Source organism: Micromonospora zamorensis, from assembly GCF_900090275.1.
GTDB lineage: Bacteria > Actinomycetota > Actinomycetes > Mycobacteriales > Micromonosporaceae > Micromonospora > Micromonospora zamorensis.
The window spans coordinates 6715885-6732558 of sequence record NZ_LT607755.1 but is presented as its reverse complement, the minus strand read 5'-3'; the positions used below and the strand labels follow the sequence as shown (position 1 = coordinate 6732558).

Annotated in this window: 15 protein-coding genes; 5 read left to right on the top strand and 10 right to left on the bottom strand. The window is 71.1% G+C overall.

Annotated elements, in window-relative coordinates:
• Nucleotides 1–255: 255 nt before the first annotated feature.
• A complete protein-coding gene (locus tag GA0070619_RS30305; RefSeq protein WP_088951178.1) occupies nt 256–1464 on the top strand; it encodes an amino acid deaminase/aldolase in 1209 nt (402 codons plus the stop codon).
• Nucleotides 1465–1496: 32 nt separating this feature from the next.
• Here GA0070619_RS30305 and GA0070619_RS30300 read toward each other — a convergent pair whose 3' ends face one another.
• Nucleotides 1497–2102 carry a TetR/AcrR family transcriptional regulator gene (locus GA0070619_RS30300; protein ID WP_088951177.1) on the bottom strand — a complete coding sequence of 202 codons (606 nt, stop codon included), beginning with the start codon at nt 2100–2102 and terminating at the stop codon, nt 1497–1499.
• A gap of 226 nt (nt 2103–2328) precedes the next feature.
• Here GA0070619_RS30300 and GA0070619_RS30295 point away from each other — a divergent pair, with 226 nt between their 5' ends.
• Entirely contained in the window at nt 2329–3645 is a 1317-nt protein-coding gene (locus GA0070619_RS30295; RefSeq protein ID WP_088951176.1) for a D-arabinono-1,4-lactone oxidase, read from the top strand.
• Between the two features lie 126 nt (nt 3646–3771).
• Here the strand turns inward: GA0070619_RS30295 and topA are convergent, their stop codons facing one another.
• The 6 genes from topA to GA0070619_RS30265 form a co-directional block, all read right to left on the bottom strand.
• Nucleotides 3772–6615 (bottom strand): type I DNA topoisomerase, encoded by a 2844-nt coding sequence (gene topA / locus GA0070619_RS30290; protein ID WP_088951175.1) that lies wholly within the window; start codon nt 6613–6615, stop codon nt 3772–3774.
• 463 nt (nt 6616–7078) lie between these two features.
• Nucleotides 7079–7810, bottom strand: coding sequence for a hypothetical protein (locus tag GA0070619_RS30285; RefSeq protein ID WP_088951174.1), 732 nt, complete (start codon nt 7808–7810; stop codon nt 7079–7081).
• Nucleotides 7801–8343, bottom strand: coding sequence for a hypothetical protein (locus GA0070619_RS30280; RefSeq protein WP_088951173.1), 543 nt, complete (start codon nt 8341–8343; stop codon nt 7801–7803). Before GA0070619_RS30280 ends, GA0070619_RS30285 begins: the two co-directional genes overlap by 10 nt.
• 102 nt (nt 8344–8445) lie before the next feature.
• Nucleotides 8446–10806 (bottom strand): sodium-translocating pyrophosphatase, encoded by a 2361-nt coding sequence (locus GA0070619_RS30275; RefSeq protein WP_088951172.1) that lies wholly within the window; start codon nt 10804–10806, stop codon nt 8446–8448.
• Nucleotides 10807–11121: 315 nt separating this feature from the next.
• Entirely contained in the window at nt 11122–11556 is a 435-nt protein-coding gene (locus tag GA0070619_RS30270; RefSeq protein WP_172862142.1) for an ATP-binding protein, read from the bottom strand.
• Nucleotides 11556–11912 (bottom strand): STAS domain-containing protein, encoded by a 357-nt coding sequence (locus tag GA0070619_RS30265; RefSeq protein WP_088951170.1) that lies wholly within the window; start codon nt 11910–11912, stop codon nt 11556–11558. The genes GA0070619_RS30270 and GA0070619_RS30265 overlap by 1 nt, the downstream gene beginning before the upstream one ends.
• Nucleotides 11913–12100: 188 nt before the next feature.
• Here GA0070619_RS30265 and GA0070619_RS30260 point away from each other — a divergent pair, with 188 nt between their 5' ends.
• The 3 genes from GA0070619_RS30260 to GA0070619_RS30250 all read left to right on the top strand — a co-directional run bounded on the left by GA0070619_RS30260 (nt 12101) and on the right by GA0070619_RS30250 (nt 15502).
• On the top strand, nt 12101–14473 hold the full coding sequence (locus GA0070619_RS30260) for a DEAD/DEAH box helicase (RefSeq protein ID WP_414855648.1): 2373 nt from the start codon (nt 12101–12103) through the stop codon (nt 14471–14473).
• A 98-nt stretch (nt 14474–14571) separates the two neighbouring features.
• Nucleotides 14572–14781 (top strand): hypothetical protein, encoded by a 210-nt coding sequence (locus GA0070619_RS30255; protein WP_088951168.1) that lies wholly within the window; start codon nt 14572–14574, stop codon nt 14779–14781.
• A gap of 142 nt (nt 14782–14923) precedes the next feature.
• Complete coding sequence (locus GA0070619_RS30250) at nt 14924–15502, top strand: LURP-one-related/scramblase family protein (protein WP_088951167.1); 579 nt, start codon at nt 14924–14926, stop codon at nt 15500–15502.
• Nucleotides 15503–15647: 145 nt separating this feature from the next.
• Here the strand turns inward: GA0070619_RS30250 and GA0070619_RS30245 are convergent, their stop codons facing one another.
• From GA0070619_RS30245 to GA0070619_RS30235, 3 genes are read right to left on the bottom strand one after another with little or no spacing between them, the layout of a single operon-like run.
• Nucleotides 15648–16055 carry an Rv3654c family TadE-like protein gene (locus GA0070619_RS30245; protein ID WP_088951166.1) on the bottom strand — a complete coding sequence of 136 codons (408 nt, stop codon included), beginning with the start codon at nt 16053–16055 and terminating at the stop codon, nt 15648–15650.
• Complete coding sequence (locus GA0070619_RS30240) at nt 16055–16465, bottom strand: TadE family type IV pilus minor pilin (protein WP_088952149.1); 411 nt, start codon at nt 16463–16465, stop codon at nt 16055–16057. Before GA0070619_RS30240 ends, GA0070619_RS30245 begins: the two co-directional genes overlap by 1 nt.
• Before the next feature lie 32 nt (nt 16466–16497).
• Nucleotides 16498–16665 carry a DUF4244 domain-containing protein gene (locus tag GA0070619_RS30235; protein WP_081883916.1) on the bottom strand — a complete coding sequence of 56 codons (168 nt, stop codon included), beginning with the start codon at nt 16663–16665 and terminating at the stop codon, nt 16498–16500.
• Between the last annotated feature and the right edge of the window lie 9 nt (nt 16666–16674).

Genomic DNA, 16674 nt, shown 5'->3' with positions numbered 1-16674 from the left:
TGGCGGCGTTGCCCGACTGGTCGCCCGAGCGCGACACGCCGGGCGACTCGCCGCTGTTCTGGCTTTCGATGGCCGTACCTCCACGTGCCGGCCCATCGCTGGGCACCTCCGGTGGAACACTCTAGACCCGGTGGGGGGCCACCCCACGGGCGACATTCTCCTGCTCGCTGAGCCTAGGCCGCCGGAGGTACCGGCCGCAGCCCGGACGTACGCGAGGGTATTTCGCATTCTCCGTCGGACAGTTAGCGTGCATACGTGGCCATCGAAAGCGACAAACTTCGCGAGCGCCTGGATCGGGCGACCGCACACCTCGACCCGCCGTACGCGGTGGTCGATCTCACTGCCTTCGACGCCAACTCGGCCGCCCTGGCCGACCGCGCCGCCGGCAAACCGGTCCGGCTGGCGAGCAAGTCGGTCCGCTCCCGGGGGTTGATCAACCGGGCGCTCGCCCGGCCCGGCTGGCGGGGAGTGATGGCGTTCACCCTGCCCGAGGCGATCTGGCTGGTCCGTGCCGGTGTCAGCGACGACGTGCTGGTCGCGTACCCGAGCGTGGACCGGGCGGCACTCGCCGAGCTGGCCGCCGACCCGGCTCTGGCCGCCGCGATCACCCTGATGATCGACGGCACCGGGCAGCTCGACCTGATCGACGACGTGCGCGCCCCCGCGCAGCGCGCCGAGCTGCGGCTCTGCCTGGATCTGGACGCCTCCTGGCGGCCGATGCGCGGGCGGGTGCACGTCGGCGTCCGCCGCTCACCGGTGCACAGCGCACGGGCGGCCGCCGCGCTCGCCGCCACCGTCGCCGGGCGGCCGGGCTTCCGGCTGGTCGGGCTCATGTCGTACGAGGCGCAGATCGCCGGCCTGGGTGACGCGCCGCCGGGGCAGACGCTGCTGGCGGGCGCGATCAGGCTGGCCCAGCGCGGGTCGTACCGCGAGTTGCTGGCCCGCCGGGGTGCGGCGGTGGCCGCGGTACGCGAGCACGCCGACCTGGAGTTCGTCAACGGCGGCGGCACCGGCAGCGTGGCGGCGACCAGCGCCGATCCCGCGGTCACCGAGGTCACCGCGGGATCGGGCCTGTACGGGCCGACGCTGTTCGACGCGTACCGCGCCTGGCGGCCCACCCCGGCGGCGTTCTTCGCCTGCGCGGTGGTCCGCCGGCCGACGCCCGAGTTGGCGACGGTGCTCGGCGGCGGCTGGATCGCCTCCGGCCCGGCCGCCGACAGCCGGTTGCCCCGACCGTGGCTGCCGGCCGGGCTCAAGCTGGTCGGCAGCGAGGGCGCCGGCGAGGTGCAGACCCCGTTGTCCGGCGCGGCCGCGGCCACCCTCCAGGTCGGCGACCGGGTGTGGTTCCGGCACGCCAAGGCTGGTGAGCTGTGTGAACGGGTCAACGAGCTGCACCTGGTCGAGGGGGACGCGGTGGTGGCGACCGTCCCGACCTACCGGGGTGAGGGGCAGGCGTTCCTCTGACCCGCCGCCCGCCCCGGGCCGGCCGACACGAGTCAGGCGGGCTGAGCCACCTCGACTGGTTGCTCGGCGGCGACCCGACCGCTGTCCGGGCCGTCGACCTGGCGATGCAGGTACTCCCGGATCAGGGCCTTCGCCTCGAGCAGCACCCGCTCGTCGCCGTCGGACCTGCGCCGGAACGCGAGCTTGATCAGCGCGTCCGCGGCCTCGACCGCGATCTCCAGGACGAAGCGCAGCTTCGGTACGTCGGTGAGCCCGAAACGTTCGGTGAGCACCCGGGCCAACTGGTCGGCGATCACGCCGTTGTTGTCCCGCTGCTCGTCGAGCAGGTGCAGGTCGACCACGTCGCCGAAGTGCAGGGTACGGAAGCCGGGCACGGTGCGGTGCATCGAGATGTACTCGTCGATGCCCGCGTCGACGCCGTCCCACCAGTGGGTCATCTCGTCCGAGGCGAACCGCTCGTCGAGGCGCTGGAGGTAGGACTCCATGGTGCGCAGGGTCAACGCCTGCACGATCGCCCGTTTGTCCGGAAAGAACTGGTAAACCGACCCGATCGCCACTTCGGCTCGTTCGGCGAGCAGGGTCGTGGTCAGCCCCTCGTACCCCACCTCGTCGACGAGTTCGGCGCAGGCATCCAACATGCGCTGTACCCGCGCGACACTTCGACCCTGCACCGGTACGCGGCGCAGCGGCCCGGTCGTGGCGGCTGGTGTGGACACTCGGCGCCACCCCCCTTCGACGGATGAACATATCTCCACGTCACGAGTCCGTGACTACCGGTACAACGAGCGGATCGCAATTGCGGTATTTACCAGCTAGAACGTTCCTGATATGAAGTCAGTTCATATTCATGAATGAGGAGCGCGCATGGTAGGCACCGCATCGCTCACCGCCAAATGGTCCAACTGGGCCGGCAACCAGCGTGGCAGCGCCACCGCCATCCTGCGCCCAGGCTCGCCGACCGAGGTCGCGGAAGCTGTCCGATCGGTCGCGGCCGACGGCGGTCGGATCCGGGTCACCGGCAGCGGTCACTCGTTCACCGCGGTCGCGCTCGCCGACGACCGACGGATGGAACTGTCCGAGCTGGACAGCACCGTCAGCGTCGACGTCGCCCACCGACTGGTCACCGTACCGGCCGGAATGACTCTGCACGCGCTCAACGGCCTGCTCGCCCGGCACGGCCTCGCGCTGCCCAACCTCGGGGACATCGACGCCCAGACCGTCGCCGGGGCGATCTCCACGGGCACCCACGGCACCGGCGCCGGCTACGGGTGCCTGTCCACCTTCGTCGAGGCGATCACCCTGGTCACCGGCACCGGCGAGGTGCTGCGCTGCTCCGCCGACGAGAACCCCGACGTCCTCGCCGCCGCACGGGTGTCACTCGGCGCGCTCGGCGTCCTGGTCGAGGTCACCCTGCGCTGCGTGGACGCCTTCGTCCTGCACGCCCACGAACGCCCGGCCGAGATGGCCGACGTGCTCGGCGACCTGCCCACCCTGATCGGCGGGCACGACCACGTCGAGTTCTACTGGTTCCCCTACACCTCCCGGGTGCAGGTCAAGACCAACAACCGGGTCCCCGCCAACGACCGGCCACTGCCCCGCTGGCGCGGCTGGTTGGACGACGACTTCCTGTCCAACACCGTCTTCGCGGGCGCCTGCCGACTCGGCCGGGCCGTGCCCGCGCTGGCACCGGGAATCAGCGCGGTCTCCGCCCGCGCCCTGACCGAACGCCACTACACCGGCCGCTCCGACCGGGTGTTCTGCACCCCGCGCCGGGTCCGCTTCGTGGAGATGGAATACAGCCTGCCCCGCGAGGCACTGCCCGAGGCGCTCGCCGCCCTCCGGCGGATCGTGGACGGGCTGCCGTTCAAGGTGCTCTTCCCGGTGGAGGTGCGATTCACCGCCGCCGACGACATCTGGCTCTCCCACGGCTACGGGCGGGACAACGCCTACATCGCCGTGCACCAGTACGTCGGCATGCCGTACGAGCCGTACTTCCAGGCCTTCGAGAAGGTGGCCGCCGAGCTGGGCGGTCGTCCGCACTGGGGCAAGCTGCACTACCGCGACGCCGCCTCGCTGGCCGACGCGTACCCCCGCTTCGCGGATTTCCAGGCCGTCCGCGACCGGCTGGACCCGCACCGGGTCTTCACCAACCCGCACCTGACCCACGTCCTCGGAGTCTGACGGCCGGCCGGGTGCGTTTGATCGACTCGGCTTCCCGGAAGTCGGGGTATCAGCATGCTTCGGATACCCCGATTTCCCGGGAAGCGAGTGGATCTTCGGTCGGGTGTGAGCGGACTTGGCGCGGGGTCACTCCGTGCTGGTGGCCGCCTTGCGCGGGGCGGCCTTCTTCGCCGGGGCCTTCTTGGCCGCCGCCTTGGTGGTCGTCGCCTTGGCCGTCGTGGTCTTCTTCGCGGCCGTGGACTTGCTGGCAGCGGCCGTCTTCTTCGTCGCCGTGGCCTTCTTGGCGGGGGCCTTCTTCGCCGCCGCCTTCTTCTTCGGCGCCGGGCCCTTCGCCCGCTTCTCGGCCAGCATCTCGGATGCTTCCTCGATGGTCAGCGCCTCGGGAGTCTGCCCGCGCCGCAGCGACGCGTTGAACTCCCCGTCGGTGACGTACGGGCCGAACCGACCGTCCTTGATCACCATCGGCTTCTCGGTCGCCGGGTCCACGCCCATCTCGCGCAGTGGCGGTGCCGCCGCCCGCCGTCCACGTGCCTTCGGGGCGGCCAGCAGAGCCAGCGCCTCGTCCAGCGTGACGGTGAACATCTTGTCCTCGGAGTCCAGCGAACGGAACTCCTCGCCCTGCTTGACGTACGGGCCGTAGCGGCCGTTGTTGGCGAAGACCTCGACGCCGTCCGGCGCGACACCGATCAGCCGGGGAAGGCTGAGCAGCTTGAGCGCCTCCTCCAGGGTCAGCGAGTCCGGCGTCTGCGTCCGCAGGAGCGACGACTTCCGCTCACCGCTGGACACGTACGGGCCGAACCGGCCGGACTTGAGCACGATCGGCTCGCCGGTCGCCGGGTCGTCGCCGAGCTTGCGCTCCCCGCTGCCGCCGAGGAACAGCTCGTGCACCTTCTCCGGCGTCAGCTCGTCCGGGGCCAGGCCCTCGGGGATCGGCGCCCGGTCACCCTGGGAGCCGCCCTCCTCGCCCTCGGCAGCCGGTGCCGGCTGCTCACCGCCGGGCAGTTCCCGTTGCAGGTACGGCCCGTACCGGCCGACGCGCACCACGACCTCGCGGCCGTCGTCGTCGGTGAAGAGCGGGATGGAGTTGACGCTGCGGGCGTCGATGTCGCTGAGGTTCTCGGTGACCAGCTTCTTGAGCCCACCGGAGCGGGCGATGTCCTGGTCGCCGGCACCGTTGGAGCTGCCGAAGTAGAACGCGGTGAGGAAGTCGACAGCGGCGTGGTCACCGCCGGCGATCTCGTCCAGCTCGTTTTCCATGGTGGCGGTGAAGTCGTAGTCGATGAGGCGGGGGTAGTGCCGCTCCATCAGCCCGATCACCGCGAAGGCCAGGAAGGTCGGGATCATCGCCTGGCCGCGCTTGGTGACGTACCCCCGGTCCTGGATCGTCTGCATGATCGACGCGTAGGTCGACGGGCGGCCGATGCCCAGCTCTTCCAGGGCCTTGACCAGCGACGCTTCGGTGTAGCGCGACGGCGGCTGGGTGTGGTGGCCCTGCGCGGCCAGCTCGTCGGCGGTCAGCGGCTGGTCCTTGACCAGGGTCGGCAGCCGGCGCTCGGCGTCCTCGGCCTCGGCGTTCTCGTCGTCGCTGGACTCGACGTACGCGCGCAGGAAGCCCGGGTCCGTGATCGTCTTGCCGGTCGCGCCGAAGTCGGCTTCCTCCTGGGAGGTGGAGACCGCCCGGATCCGCACCGAGACGCTGGAGCCGACCGCGTCGGTCATCTGCGAGGCGATCGTCCGCCGCCAGATCAGCTCGTAGAGCTTGAACTCCTCGGTCGACAGCTCCTTGGCCACCTCACCCGGGGTGCGGAAGTTGTCCCCCGCCGGGCGGATCGCCTCGTGTGCCTCCTGCGCGTTCTTCACCTTGCCGGTGTAGCGACGCGGCTCCGGCGGCACACTGCGCTCGCCGTACAGCTCGACGATCTGCCGGCGGGCCGCCGAGATGGCGGTCTCCGACAGGTTCACCGAGTCGGTACGCATATAGGTGATGTAGCCGTTCTCGTACAGCCGCTGCGCGGTGCGCATCGTCTGCTGCGAGGACAGGCGCAGCTTGCGGGCCGCCTCCTGCTGGAGGGTCGAGGTGATGAACGGCGCGTACGGGCGGCGACGGTAGGGCTTCTCCTCGACCCGGGTGACGGTGAACGGCCGTCCGTCGAGTCGGGCCGCGAGACCCCGGGCACCACTCTCGTCGAGGTGGACCACCCCGGCGCCGGCCCGGACCCGACCGGTGGTCGGCTCGAAGTCCTTACCGGTGGCGATCCGGTCGCCGTTCAACGCGATCAGGGTGGCGTTGAAGGCGCGCGGCCCCTCGCCGGCGTTGGCCACGGCGAGGGTGGCCAGGATGTCCCAGTATTCGGCGGTGCGGAAAGCCATCCGCTGCCGCTCCCGCTCGACCACGATGCGGGTCGCCACGGACTGCACCCGGCCGGCCGAGAGCCTCGGCATGACCTTCTTCCACAGCACCGGGGAGACCTCGTAGCCGTACAGCCGGTCGAGGATCCGCCGGGCCTCCTGGGCGTCGACCAGGTCGCGGTCGATCTCCCGGGGGTTGGCCACGGCCGCCTGGATCGCCGGCTTGGTGATCTCGTGGAAGACCATCCGCTTGACCGGGACCTTGGGCTTGAGCGTCTCGACCAGGTGCCAGGCGATCGCCTCGCCCTCGCGGTCCTCATCCGTCGCCAGGAAGATCTCGTCGACTTCCTTGGCCAGCTTCACCAGCTTGCTGATCTGCTGCCTGCGGTCGGCGGAGACGACGTAGAGCGCCTGGAAGCCGTTGTCCACGTCCACCCCGAGACGGGCCCAGGGCTCCTTCTTGTATTTGGCCGGCACATCGGCGGCGTTGCGCGGCAGGTCGCGGACGTGACCGAAGCTGGCCTCCACGACGTACCCCGGGCCAAGGTAGCCCGAGATCGTCTTGGCCTTCGCCGGTGACTCGACGATGACCAGACGGGTGGTTCCAGCTTCGCTTGGCACGTCTCTCCCCGACCTCACTCCTGCTCGTGGCCTCCCGGCGCCCGGACAGCGACCGCTTTCGACCCCCGCCGTCGCACCGGCGGTCCGGATGTCCAACGTAACGCGCCGCCCGCGTTTCGGGTTTCGCGGGCCGCAATCCGCTTCAACGCGGCGGTGGACGCCGCCTCGCCGCGTTCGGCACTGCCGGACGGCGCCACCGTACACCGTGGGTAGGGCTCGAAGCGGGTCACTGTGACGATGGCGGACTGACGGCGGAGGTCCGACCCGCCCGTTTTCCGCCTGGATCAACCCGCCAGCTGTCCGGGACCGGACACCGGAAGCGCACGCCCCGCCCGGCCCCGCCCCCCGTCGATCATGGACTTGTGGTGGGCGTTTTAACCCCGGACGAGAAGTACGTCCACCACCACAACTCCAAGATCGACGGGGCAGGGCGGGGGCGAGGCAAGATCGAGGCAGGGCGGGGTTAGGACGGCCAGGCTTCTGGCGGTGCCGCTTTGGGGGGCTCGCCGACCAGCTCGGCCAGCCGGGCGAGCCGGCGGCGGCCGGTGATCCGGTAGGCGGGGCCACCCTCGTTCGGGCTCAGGAGCGTGCCGGCGAGCCCGGCAGCGGCGAGCGCCACCCCGATCGGCTCCCAGCACTCCTGGTCGTTCGCGCCGAGCCGCAGCAGACAGGCATCCGGAGGCTCCGGCGTCCCGGCGGCGGCGAGCCACAGCCGCAGCCGCCGGCCGGTCAGATGAAAGGTGGCTGGCGGGCGTTTCGCCGAACTGTGCAGCCACGCAGCCGCGAGCGGTTTCAACACCCGGGTGTACGACGTACGGACGGCGTGTCGCTCGCCCTCGGTCGGCTCCCAGCTCGCCGCGAGCCCGCGCGCCGCCAGTTCGGCGACGAGCACGTGCACCCGCCACGCGGCGTCCACCTGCACCGAGAGACGGGCGGTGCCCCCCATCCGGACCACCTCGCCCGGTCCGGCGAGCAACCCGGCCAGGTCGGCGACCGTCGGCTCGGCCGCCTCCGCGCCGAAGAAGACAAGTTGTCGCCCCGCGTCGTCACCCTGAGCTGAGCCGTTGCGGGGTGGACCATTCTGGGGCTGGCCGCCGCGCCGCCGCGCGGGTGCGGGCGCGTCCGACTCGGGCGCGGGAAACAGCGCCGGGGGCGGCTCTGCCTTCCCGGTGTCACCGAGCCCGCTCAGCGACACTCCGGCACCTCGTCGAAGGCTTGTTTCAACTCCTCGGAGTTGAGCTTGCTGGTGTCCAGCGCGCTGGCGTCGTACTCCTTGTTGAGGGTCTCCACCGCGGCCCGCACGCCGTCGTAAAAGGCGGTCGGCTCGCCGGTGCCCAACCCGTCGATGGTGTCCCGGGCGCGGCCGTAGGCGTCCCGCATCTTCCCCAGTGAGCTACGGAAACCGGCGGAGATCGCCTCGCCGTTGTCGGTCTCCGGGACGCCCGCCTGCTCCACCTTGCGGCGGGCGGTCTCGCTGGCCTTCTCGGCCCCACCGAAGAGCCGCACCAGGTTCTCCTTGGCCTGCGCCGGCGTGGTCTGCGCGGTCATCTGCTCGTCGGTGCTGCTGGTCAACTTGCTGATCTCGGAACGCCACGGGGTGAGCGCGCCGCAGACCGAGGCCGCCCAGGCCCGCGGGCTGGGACCCCCGCCGCAACCGGCGAGCACGACGACGATCGTGGCCAGGACCACCGTGAGCTTTCCGGCGGCAGACGCCCGGCACGTACGCATGCGTTGCAGCGTACGGCCTTTGGCCAGGTGTGGCACCGGTCCGGACGGCCGGGGTCCCCGGCCGACGCGGACGTCGACCGGGGACCCTGGGCCGTTGACGGGTCAGGCGTTGACCGTCTCCGGGCGGTGGTCGGTGCTGCCGGCGCCGGTGTTGCCGTCGGCGTCGGAGTCGGACATCGCGATGCCCTTGCGCTTGCTGAACACCACCGACGCCACGATGATCAGCGTCGCGACCAGGGCGATGCCGACCCGCAGGCCGACGTTGCGCTCATCGCCGACGCTCCACGCCACCACGGCGGGAGCGATCAGCAGCGAGACCAGGTTCATCACCTTGATCAGCGGGTTGATCGCCGGACCGGCGGTGTCCTTGAACGGGTCACCGACGGTGTCGCCGATGACCGTCGCGGCGTGCGACTCGGAGCCCTTGCCGCCGTACGCGCCGTCCTCGACCAGCTTCTTGGCGTTGTCCCAGGCCCCACCGGAGTTGGACAGGAACACCGCCATCAGGGTGCCGGCACCGATCGCACCGGCCAGGTACGCCGCGAGCGCGCCGGGCCCGAGGCCGAAGCCGACCGCGATCGGCGCCAGGATGGCGAGCAGGCCGGGGGTGAGCAGCTCACGCTGCGCGTCCCGGGTGCAGATGTCGACGACCTTGCCGTACTCCGGGCGCTGGGTGCCGTCCATGATGCCGGGCAGTTCACGGAACTGCCGGCGGACCTCCATGACCACGGCGCCAGCCGAGCGGGACACCGCGTTGATGGCCAGCCCGGAGAAGAGGAAGACCACCGCCGCCCCGATGATCAGGCCGACCAGGTTGCGCGGGTTCGCCACGTTCAGCGCGTTGAGGATCTCGTTGCCGACGTCGTTCACGCCAGCCGTCGCGTACGCGCTGGTGAGCGAGTCGGTGTAAGAGCCGAACAGCGCGGTCGCGGCGAGCACCGCCGTGGCGATCGCGATGCCCTTGGTGATCGCCTTGGTGGTGTTGCCGACCGCGTCCAACTCGGTGAGCGTCTTGGCGCCGTGCTCGTCGATGTCGCCGGACATCTCGGCGATGCCCTGGGCGTTGTCGGAGATCGGCCCGAAGGTGTCCATCGCGACGATCACACCGACAGTGGTGAGCAGGCCGGTGCCGGCCAGTGCCACCGCGAACAGCGACAGCGTGATGGAGCTGCCGCCGAGCAGGAACGCGCCGAAGACACCGGCGCCGATCAGCAGCGCCGAGTAGACGGCCGACTCCAGGCCGATGCTGATGCCGGCCAGGATGACGGTGGCCGCACCGGTCTGCGAGCTCTTGCCGATGTCCTGCACCGGTCGCCGGTTGGTCTCGGTGAAGTAGCCGGTCAGCGCCTGGATCGCGGCGGCCAGCACGATACCGATCACGACCGCGCCGATGGCCACGAACCGCGGGTTGCCGGTGGCCTCGGTGAGGCCACCGTCGAACTCGCCGAAAGTCGCCGGGAGGTACGCGAAGGCGGCGATCGCCACCAGCACCGCGGAGAGCACCGCCGAGATGTAGAAGGCTCGGTTGATCGCGGTCAGGGCGTTGCGGTCGGAGGCTCGCAGCCGGGTGATGAAGACTCCGAAGATCGCGACCAGCACGCCGATGGTGGAGATGATCAGCGGGAAGACCAGGCCCTCCTCGCCGAACGCGGCGCGGCCGAGGATCAGTGCGGCGACCAGCGTCACCGCGTACGACTCGAACAGGTCGGCGGCCATGCCGGCGCAGTCACCGACGTTGTCGCCCACGTTGTCGGCGATGGTGGCGGCGTTGCGTGGGTCATCCTCGGGGATGCCCTGCTCGACCTTGCCGACCAGGTCGGCACCGACGTCGGCGGCCTTGGTGAAGATGCCGCCGCCGACCCGCATGAACATCGCGAGCAGCGCGGCACCGAAGCCGAAGCCCTCCAGCACGGTCGGCGCGTCACCCCGGTAGACGAGGACGACCAGCGCGGCACCGAAGAGGCCGAGGCCGACGGTGAGGAAGCCGACGACGCCGCCGGTCCGGAAAGCGATCTTCATGGCCGCCTCGCGGCCACCTACTCGCTCCCTCGCGGCGGCGGCCACGCGCAGGTTGGCGCGGGTGGCCAGCCACATGCCGGCGCCACCGATGAACGCGCTGAACAGGGCGCCCACCACGAAGAAGGCCGAACGGCCGATCTTCACCGCCAGCTCACTGCCATCGGTGTCGTGCACCGGCAGCAGGAAGAGCAGCACGACGGCGACGACGACGAAGATCGCCAGGGTGCGGAATTGCCGGAGCAGGTAGGCCGAGGCGCCCTCCTGGACCGCCCCCGAGATCTCCTGCATTTTCTCGGTGCCCTTACCAGCGGCCAGCACCGTTTTTGTCAGGGCGGCAGCGAAACCGAGCGCCACCAGCGCGACTACCGCGGCGATGACGACGTAGGTGACATTGCTTCCGGTAAGGGAAAGCCCGCCGCCGTCGGCGGCCAAGGTCTCGGACATCTGTGTCCTCCTGTTACCGAACACTCGCGCCGGTGAGTGGAGACGCACTGACCGACGCCTGATTGCGGACTCGCAAGCGCGCGCCAACCCACCAGCGGACCAGCGATGAACACCCATACCCGCTGGCTGCGGGATAGGTCACTTGCTGACAACCCGGGTACTGTAGCCCTCCACAGTGTCGGAGGTCACACGCAGGTGCCACCGTGTCGCGATGATCTTCGTCGCTGTGTTATGAAACGAAATCTGATATAGGGCCCGGTCCATGCAAGAAGGCCGCACCCCCTGCTGGGGATGCGGCCTACGAACGAGAAGGGGTCAGTGGCCGACCGGCCACACCATCCGCACCTCGGTGCCGATGCCCTCGTCGACCGGGCGCACCTGCAGGTCCTCCACGAAGCCGGCGAGCAGCGCAAAGCCCACGCCGGTGGTCAGCGCCTCGTCGGTGAGCGACTCGTTGGCCAGCTCGTCCGGCGGCAGCGCGGTCAGACCGATGCCAGCCTCGATCGGCGCCCGGTCCACCACCCGCACCGCGTACGAGCCGCCGTCGGACATCTCCACCAGCACCGGGTCGGCCAGGCCGTACTGCCGGTGCAGCGCCACCGCCCGGGTGCACGCCTCGCCGATGGCCAGGCGCACCTCGTCGAGCAGGTCCTCCCGGACCCCGGCACGGCGGGCGACGGCGACGCCGACCAGGCGAGCGGTCCGCACGTGCACCGGGGCGGGCGAGAACGAGAGCTTGACTGTCGCCATCACGCGCCGGCGCCCGCCGAGTCGGCGCTGATCGCCGCGTCGACCGTCGGGTGCAGCGGGAAGACCTGGTCCAGCGCGGTGATGCGGAAGATCTTGAGCAGTGGCTCCTTGTCGCAGACCAGGGCGAACGAACCGCCGGCCGAGCGCAGCCGCTTGAGCGCGCCGACCAGCACGCCCAACCCGGTGGAGTCGAGGAAGTCCACCCGACCGAGGTCGACCACCACGTGACGGGCGCCACCATCGATCAGTTCGAGGAGTCGTTCGCGGAGCCGGGGCGCGGTGTAGACGTCCACCTCACCACCGACCTCAAGCACCGTGTGCTCACCCACGGTGTGCGTCGCCAGCGACAGCTCCATCGGTCCTCCTCGCCAGAGCCGTAAACTCTCGTGGGCATCTAACCACTACCGCCTGCGCGGCCTGCGGACGCCAGTGGAGGCTTCCCCTTACCCCGGTGTCCGACTTTTCATCTCCGAACACCAGTGCGAGAGTGCAGGGCGTGACCTCCAACGACTTCAGCACGGCGCATCCCGCGTCGCGCCCTGAGCTGGAGTCGTCGTCCGCGGCCACCGTATCCGCTGGTCCCAGCCCGGGGCCAACGCCGGCCGACCTGCTGCGCCGGCTTCGGGCCCGGGGTGCCGCCGACCCGGTCACCCACGTCGAACGGGTCCCGGCCCGCCCCGGGGTGCCCGCGCCGTGGCCGTCGTGGGCCCCGCCGGAGCTGCGCGCCGCGTTCGCCCGGCGCGGCGTGGGCGCGCCCTGGCAGCACCAGGCCCAGGCAGCCACCCTGGCGTACGAGGGTGAACACGTCGTGGTCGCCACCGGCACCGCGTCCGGCAAGTCACTGGCGTACCAGCTCCCGGCGCTGGCCACCCTGCTCGCCGACCCCCGGGCCACAGTGCTCTACCTCGCGCCGACCAAGGCGCTCGCCGCCGACCAGCTGCGGGCCGTCGCCGCGCTGGAACTGGAGGGGGTACGCCCCGCCTGCTACGACGGGGACACTCCGCGCGCCGAGCGGGAGTGGATCCGCCGGCACTCCCGGTTCGTGCTGACCAACCCCGACATGCTGCACCACGGCGTCCTGCCCGGGCATGCCCAGTGGTCCGGTTTCCTGCGCCGGCTCGCGTACGTGGTGATCGACGAGTGCCACACCTACCGGGGGGTGTTCGGCTCGCACGTGGCGCACGTGCTGCGTCGGCTGCGGCGGCAGTGCGCCCGATTCGGGTCCACCCCGGTCTTCGTCCTCGCCTCGGCGACCTCCGGTGACCCGTCGACCGCGGCCGGGCGGCTGACCGGCCTGCCGGTGACGGCGGTCACCGAGGACGCGTCGCCGCGCGGCGGGGTGACCTTCGCGCTCTGGGAGCCGCCGCTGCTGCCACCCGACTCCGGCCCCTCCACCCCGGTGCCACCGCAGTCGACCGGCGACCACGACGACCTTCAACAGGTCCGCCGCTCGGCGCTGCGCGAAACCGCGGACCTGCTCGCCGACACGGTCGCCGAGGGGGTACGCACGCTCGCGTTCGTCCGTTCCCGCAAGGGCGCCGAGGTGGTGGCGGCCAACGCGCGCCGGGCGCTGGACGACGCGGTCCCGGGGCTCGGCGACCGGGTCGCCGCCTACCGGGGCGGTTACCTGCGCGAGGAGCGGCGCGAGCTGGAACGGGCGCTGCTGCACGGCGACCTGCTCGGCCTGGCTTCGACCAACGCGCTGGAGCTGGGCGTGGACCTGGTCGGGCTCGACGCGGTGCTGATCTGCGGCTACCCGGGCACCCGGGCGTCGCTGTGGCAGCAGGCGGGCCGCGCCGGGCGTTCCGGCCAGGAGGCCCTCGCCGTGCTGGTGGCCCGGGACGACCCACTGGACACCTATTTGGTGCACCACCCGGAGGCGATCTTCGGCGCGCCGGTGGAGGCGACGGTGCTCGACCCGGCCAACCCGTACGTGCTGGCACCGCAGCTAGCCTGCGCCGCGTTCGAGGCCCCGCTCACCCCGGCTGACCTGGCGCTATTCGGTGACGGGGCGAAGGAGGCCGTCGACCAACTGGTGGCCGCCGGGGCGCTGCGGCAGCGGCCCACCGGCTGGTACTGGCGGCATCGGGAACGGCCCGAGGTGGACCTGCGCGGGGAGGGCGGCGCCCCGGTCTGCGTGGTGGAGTCGTCGACCGGCCGGCTGCTCGGCACGGTCGACGGTGGTTCCTCGCACTTCCTGCTGCACTCCGGTGCGGTCTATCTGCACCAGGGCGTCTCGTACGTGGTCGACGATCTCGACCTCGTCGACGGTTGTGCGCTGGTGCACGCCGAGGAGCCGGACTGGTCCACCCACGCCCGCGACGTCACCGACCTGTCCGTGGTGTCGGTGCGCTCCTACGTGGACGCCGGGCCGGTCGGCATGTTCCTCGGCGAGGTGGACGTGACCAGTCAGGTCGTGTCGTACCAGCGGCGGCGGATCGCCACCGGCGAGGTGATCGACACCCGGCCACTGGACCTGCCCGCCCGGGAGCTGCGCACGGTGGCGGTCTGGTTCACCCTGTCGCCGCAGTCGTTGACTCTTGCCGGGGTCCAGCCAGCCGACGTGCCCGGTGCGCTGCACGCCGCCGAACACGCCGCGATCGGCCTGCTGCCGCTGATGGCCACCTGCGACAGGTGGGACATTGGCGGGCTTTCCACCGCCATGCACCAGGACACCGAGGCGCCGACCGTCTTCGTCTACGACGGGCACCCGGGTGGTGCCGGGTTCGCCGAGCGGGCGTACGGGACGGCGTCGGCGTGGCTGCGGGCCACCCGGGACGCGATCGCGGAGTGCGGCTGCGAGAGCGGCTGCCCGTCCTGCGTGCAGTCGCCGAAGTGCGGCAACGGCAACAACCCGCTCTCCAAGCCGGACGCCATCCGGGTGCTCGACGTGGTGTTGGCGAACCTGCCCGAGTGAGCAGGTTGCATGAATCGACTCGGCGCGGGGCACAATGTGTGGGAGCGCTTCCATCGATGCCTTTGTTGCTGATCGCCCCCCGTGCCCGAGGAGAAGCCGTGGCCGACACCATCGCTGAGACCGTCGACCTGCTCTACACCATCGACCAGGACAAACTCACTCTCGACCAGCAGATCGCGCTCGGAACCGCGCTGGCCGCCCTGGCTCAGGCGGAACGGTTGGAGCAGATCAACGAACGGCTGCGCGTGATCCACCAGGTGCTCAACACGTGGGCGCTGCGCGCCGCGACCACCGCCGACGGCCGCTGATCCTCCATTCTCGGTCGGCACGGGCACCGGGATGCGGGGCGGTCGCCTGGCCGCCCCGCATCCTGTGATCATCGACGGCGGGGAACGCGACGGTTGTCGGGCTGTGCGAGACTCCGGCGCACGAACCCCCTGAGGAGATCAGATGCAGCTTGACAACTTGCAAGGTCAGCACCAGTTCCACATCCGCCAGCGACTGCGCATGATGGTCAACCAGTACGAGGTCCGGGCAGTCTCCCCGGACGGCACCGAAGGTGAACTGCTGGCGTTCGCGCAGCAGAAGCGGCTCGCCTTCAAGGAGCAGGTGACGATCTACACGGACGACTCGAAGCAGCAGCCCCTGCTCGGCTTCAAGGCCCGCCAGCGCATCGACCTCGGCGCCACGTACGACGTCACCGACGCGGCCGGGAACCCGATCGGCCTGTTCCGCAAGGACTTCGCCCAGTCGCTGCTGCGCTCCACCTGGCACGTCGAGCAGAACGGCCTGCCGCAGGTGACGGGCCAGGAGCGCAGCATGCCGGTGGCGCTGCTGCGCCGGTTCGTCGACTCGCTGTCCTGGTTGCCGTACCACTTCGACTTCACCGCGGGCGGCCAGCCGGTCTTCACCGTGGTCAAGAAGTGGGGCCTGCGCGACAAGTACATCGTCGAGGTGCAGCACCCGCAGATCGACCGCCGCCTGGTCATCGCGATGGCCGTCGCCCTCGACGCGCTCCAGGCCCGCTGACCCACCCGGCCCGCCTGGCCACCCATTCCTCGGCCGCTGGCCGGGACGCGGCTCTCAGCCCCGGTCCCGGCCAGCAGGTCGTCGGAAGATGTCGTAAATCGTCAGCTCCACAGCACTTGTCGACGCACCGCCCAGCCTCATCCCGTCAACCGCGCGCTGGGCCGGCGCGGGCCGTCGAGGTGACGGCGCGGGTCAGCCCGGGAAGTGGCGTGAAGGCCACCTCGACGGTCACCAGCACGTCGAGTCCGTCGAGGCGACAGCCGACCAGCCGACCAGCGTTGCGGCCGACGATGTCGGCGGCCGATGCGCAGGCCACCGCGTCGCCGTCGAGCGCCTGGACAGCCCCGGCCAGCGCGCCCAGATCGGCCGCCACCGCCGCCCGTTGACCGGCCATGCCGGCGGCGGCGATGGCAGCGCCGAACATCCCGAACAGCACGAAGACCAGCCCGATCGCCAGCAGCAGGACTGTTGCACCACCACGCTGCGCGTCCGGCAGCCCGTCATCGAGTCGCTCAGCGTCCGGTCCGTGGCCGAGGCGGGTTCGACAACCCATCACCAAACTCCCTCGGCGGCGCCTGGTTCCATGGCTGCGACGGCGGTCGCGACCACGGTGACCCGTGGTAGCCGGCCGCCCAGCGTGCGGACGGGCGCGCGTACCGTCGCCTGCACCCGGTTGCCGTCGACGGACACCGTCACCGAAGCCCCCGGCGGTGCCGCACGCCCGGCCGCCGCGCTGCCGTCCCCGCCACGGGCGGCGGCCAGCGCCGCCTCCCGGGCCGCGTGCAGGCAGCCGGCCTGCGCGGTGACGGCGTTGACCGCGGTCAGGCCAGCCAACAGGAGCAGGAGCAGCGCCGGCAGGCCGGCCGCCAGTTCGGCGGTGAACGACCCACGGTCCCCACCAGCGGCGCGTTCGACGAAGCGAGCTCTCCGCCCGCCCTCACCTGCCCGCCCAGGGGTGCCCAACCTTGGACCGCGACCGGCCTGCCGGCGCCCGGTCACTTCAGCGCCCGGTCGATGACGGCGGTCAACGCCGACTGGACGTTGCCGGAGGTCAGCACCTTCAACAGGATTCCGGCGAAGGCGACCGCCGCAAGCGTGCCGACCGCGTACTCGGCCGTGTTCATCCCGGCGTCGCCGCGCAGGCGGGCGATCAGTTTGCGCATGACTGTTCC

Coding starts and splice junctions, on each gene's coding strand:
- GA0070619_RS30300 (WP_088951177.1), bottom strand. CDS start 2,102: ATGTTGGATGCCTGCGCCGAACTCGTCGACGAGGTGGGGTACGAGGGG.
- GA0070619_RS30295 (WP_088951176.1), top strand. CDS start 2,329: ATGGTAGGCACCGCATCGCTCACCGCCAAATGGTCCAACTGGGCCGGC.
- GA0070619_RS30280 (WP_088951173.1), bottom strand. CDS start 8,343: ATGCGTACGTGCCGGGCGTCTGCCGCCGGAAAGCTCACGGTGGTCCTG.
- GA0070619_RS30275 (WP_088951172.1), bottom strand. CDS start 10,806: ATGTCCGAGACCTTGGCCGCCGACGGCGGCGGGCTTTCCCTTACCGGA.
- GA0070619_RS30270 (WP_172862142.1), bottom strand. CDS start 11,556: ATGGCGACAGTCAAGCTCTCGTTCTCGCCCGCCCCGGTGCACGTGCGG.
- GA0070619_RS30265 (WP_088951170.1), bottom strand. CDS start 11,912: ATGGAGCTGTCGCTGGCGACGCACACCGTGGGTGAGCACACGGTGCTT.
- GA0070619_RS30250 (WP_088951167.1), top strand. CDS start 14,924: ATGCAGCTTGACAACTTGCAAGGTCAGCACCAGTTCCACATCCGCCAG.
- GA0070619_RS30245 (WP_088951166.1), bottom strand. CDS start 16,055: ATGGGTTGTCGAACCCGCCTCGGCCACGGACCGGACGCTGAGCGACTC.
- GA0070619_RS30235 (WP_081883916.1), bottom strand. CDS start 16,665: ATGCGCAAACTGATCGCCCGCCTGCGCGGCGACGCCGGGATGAACACG.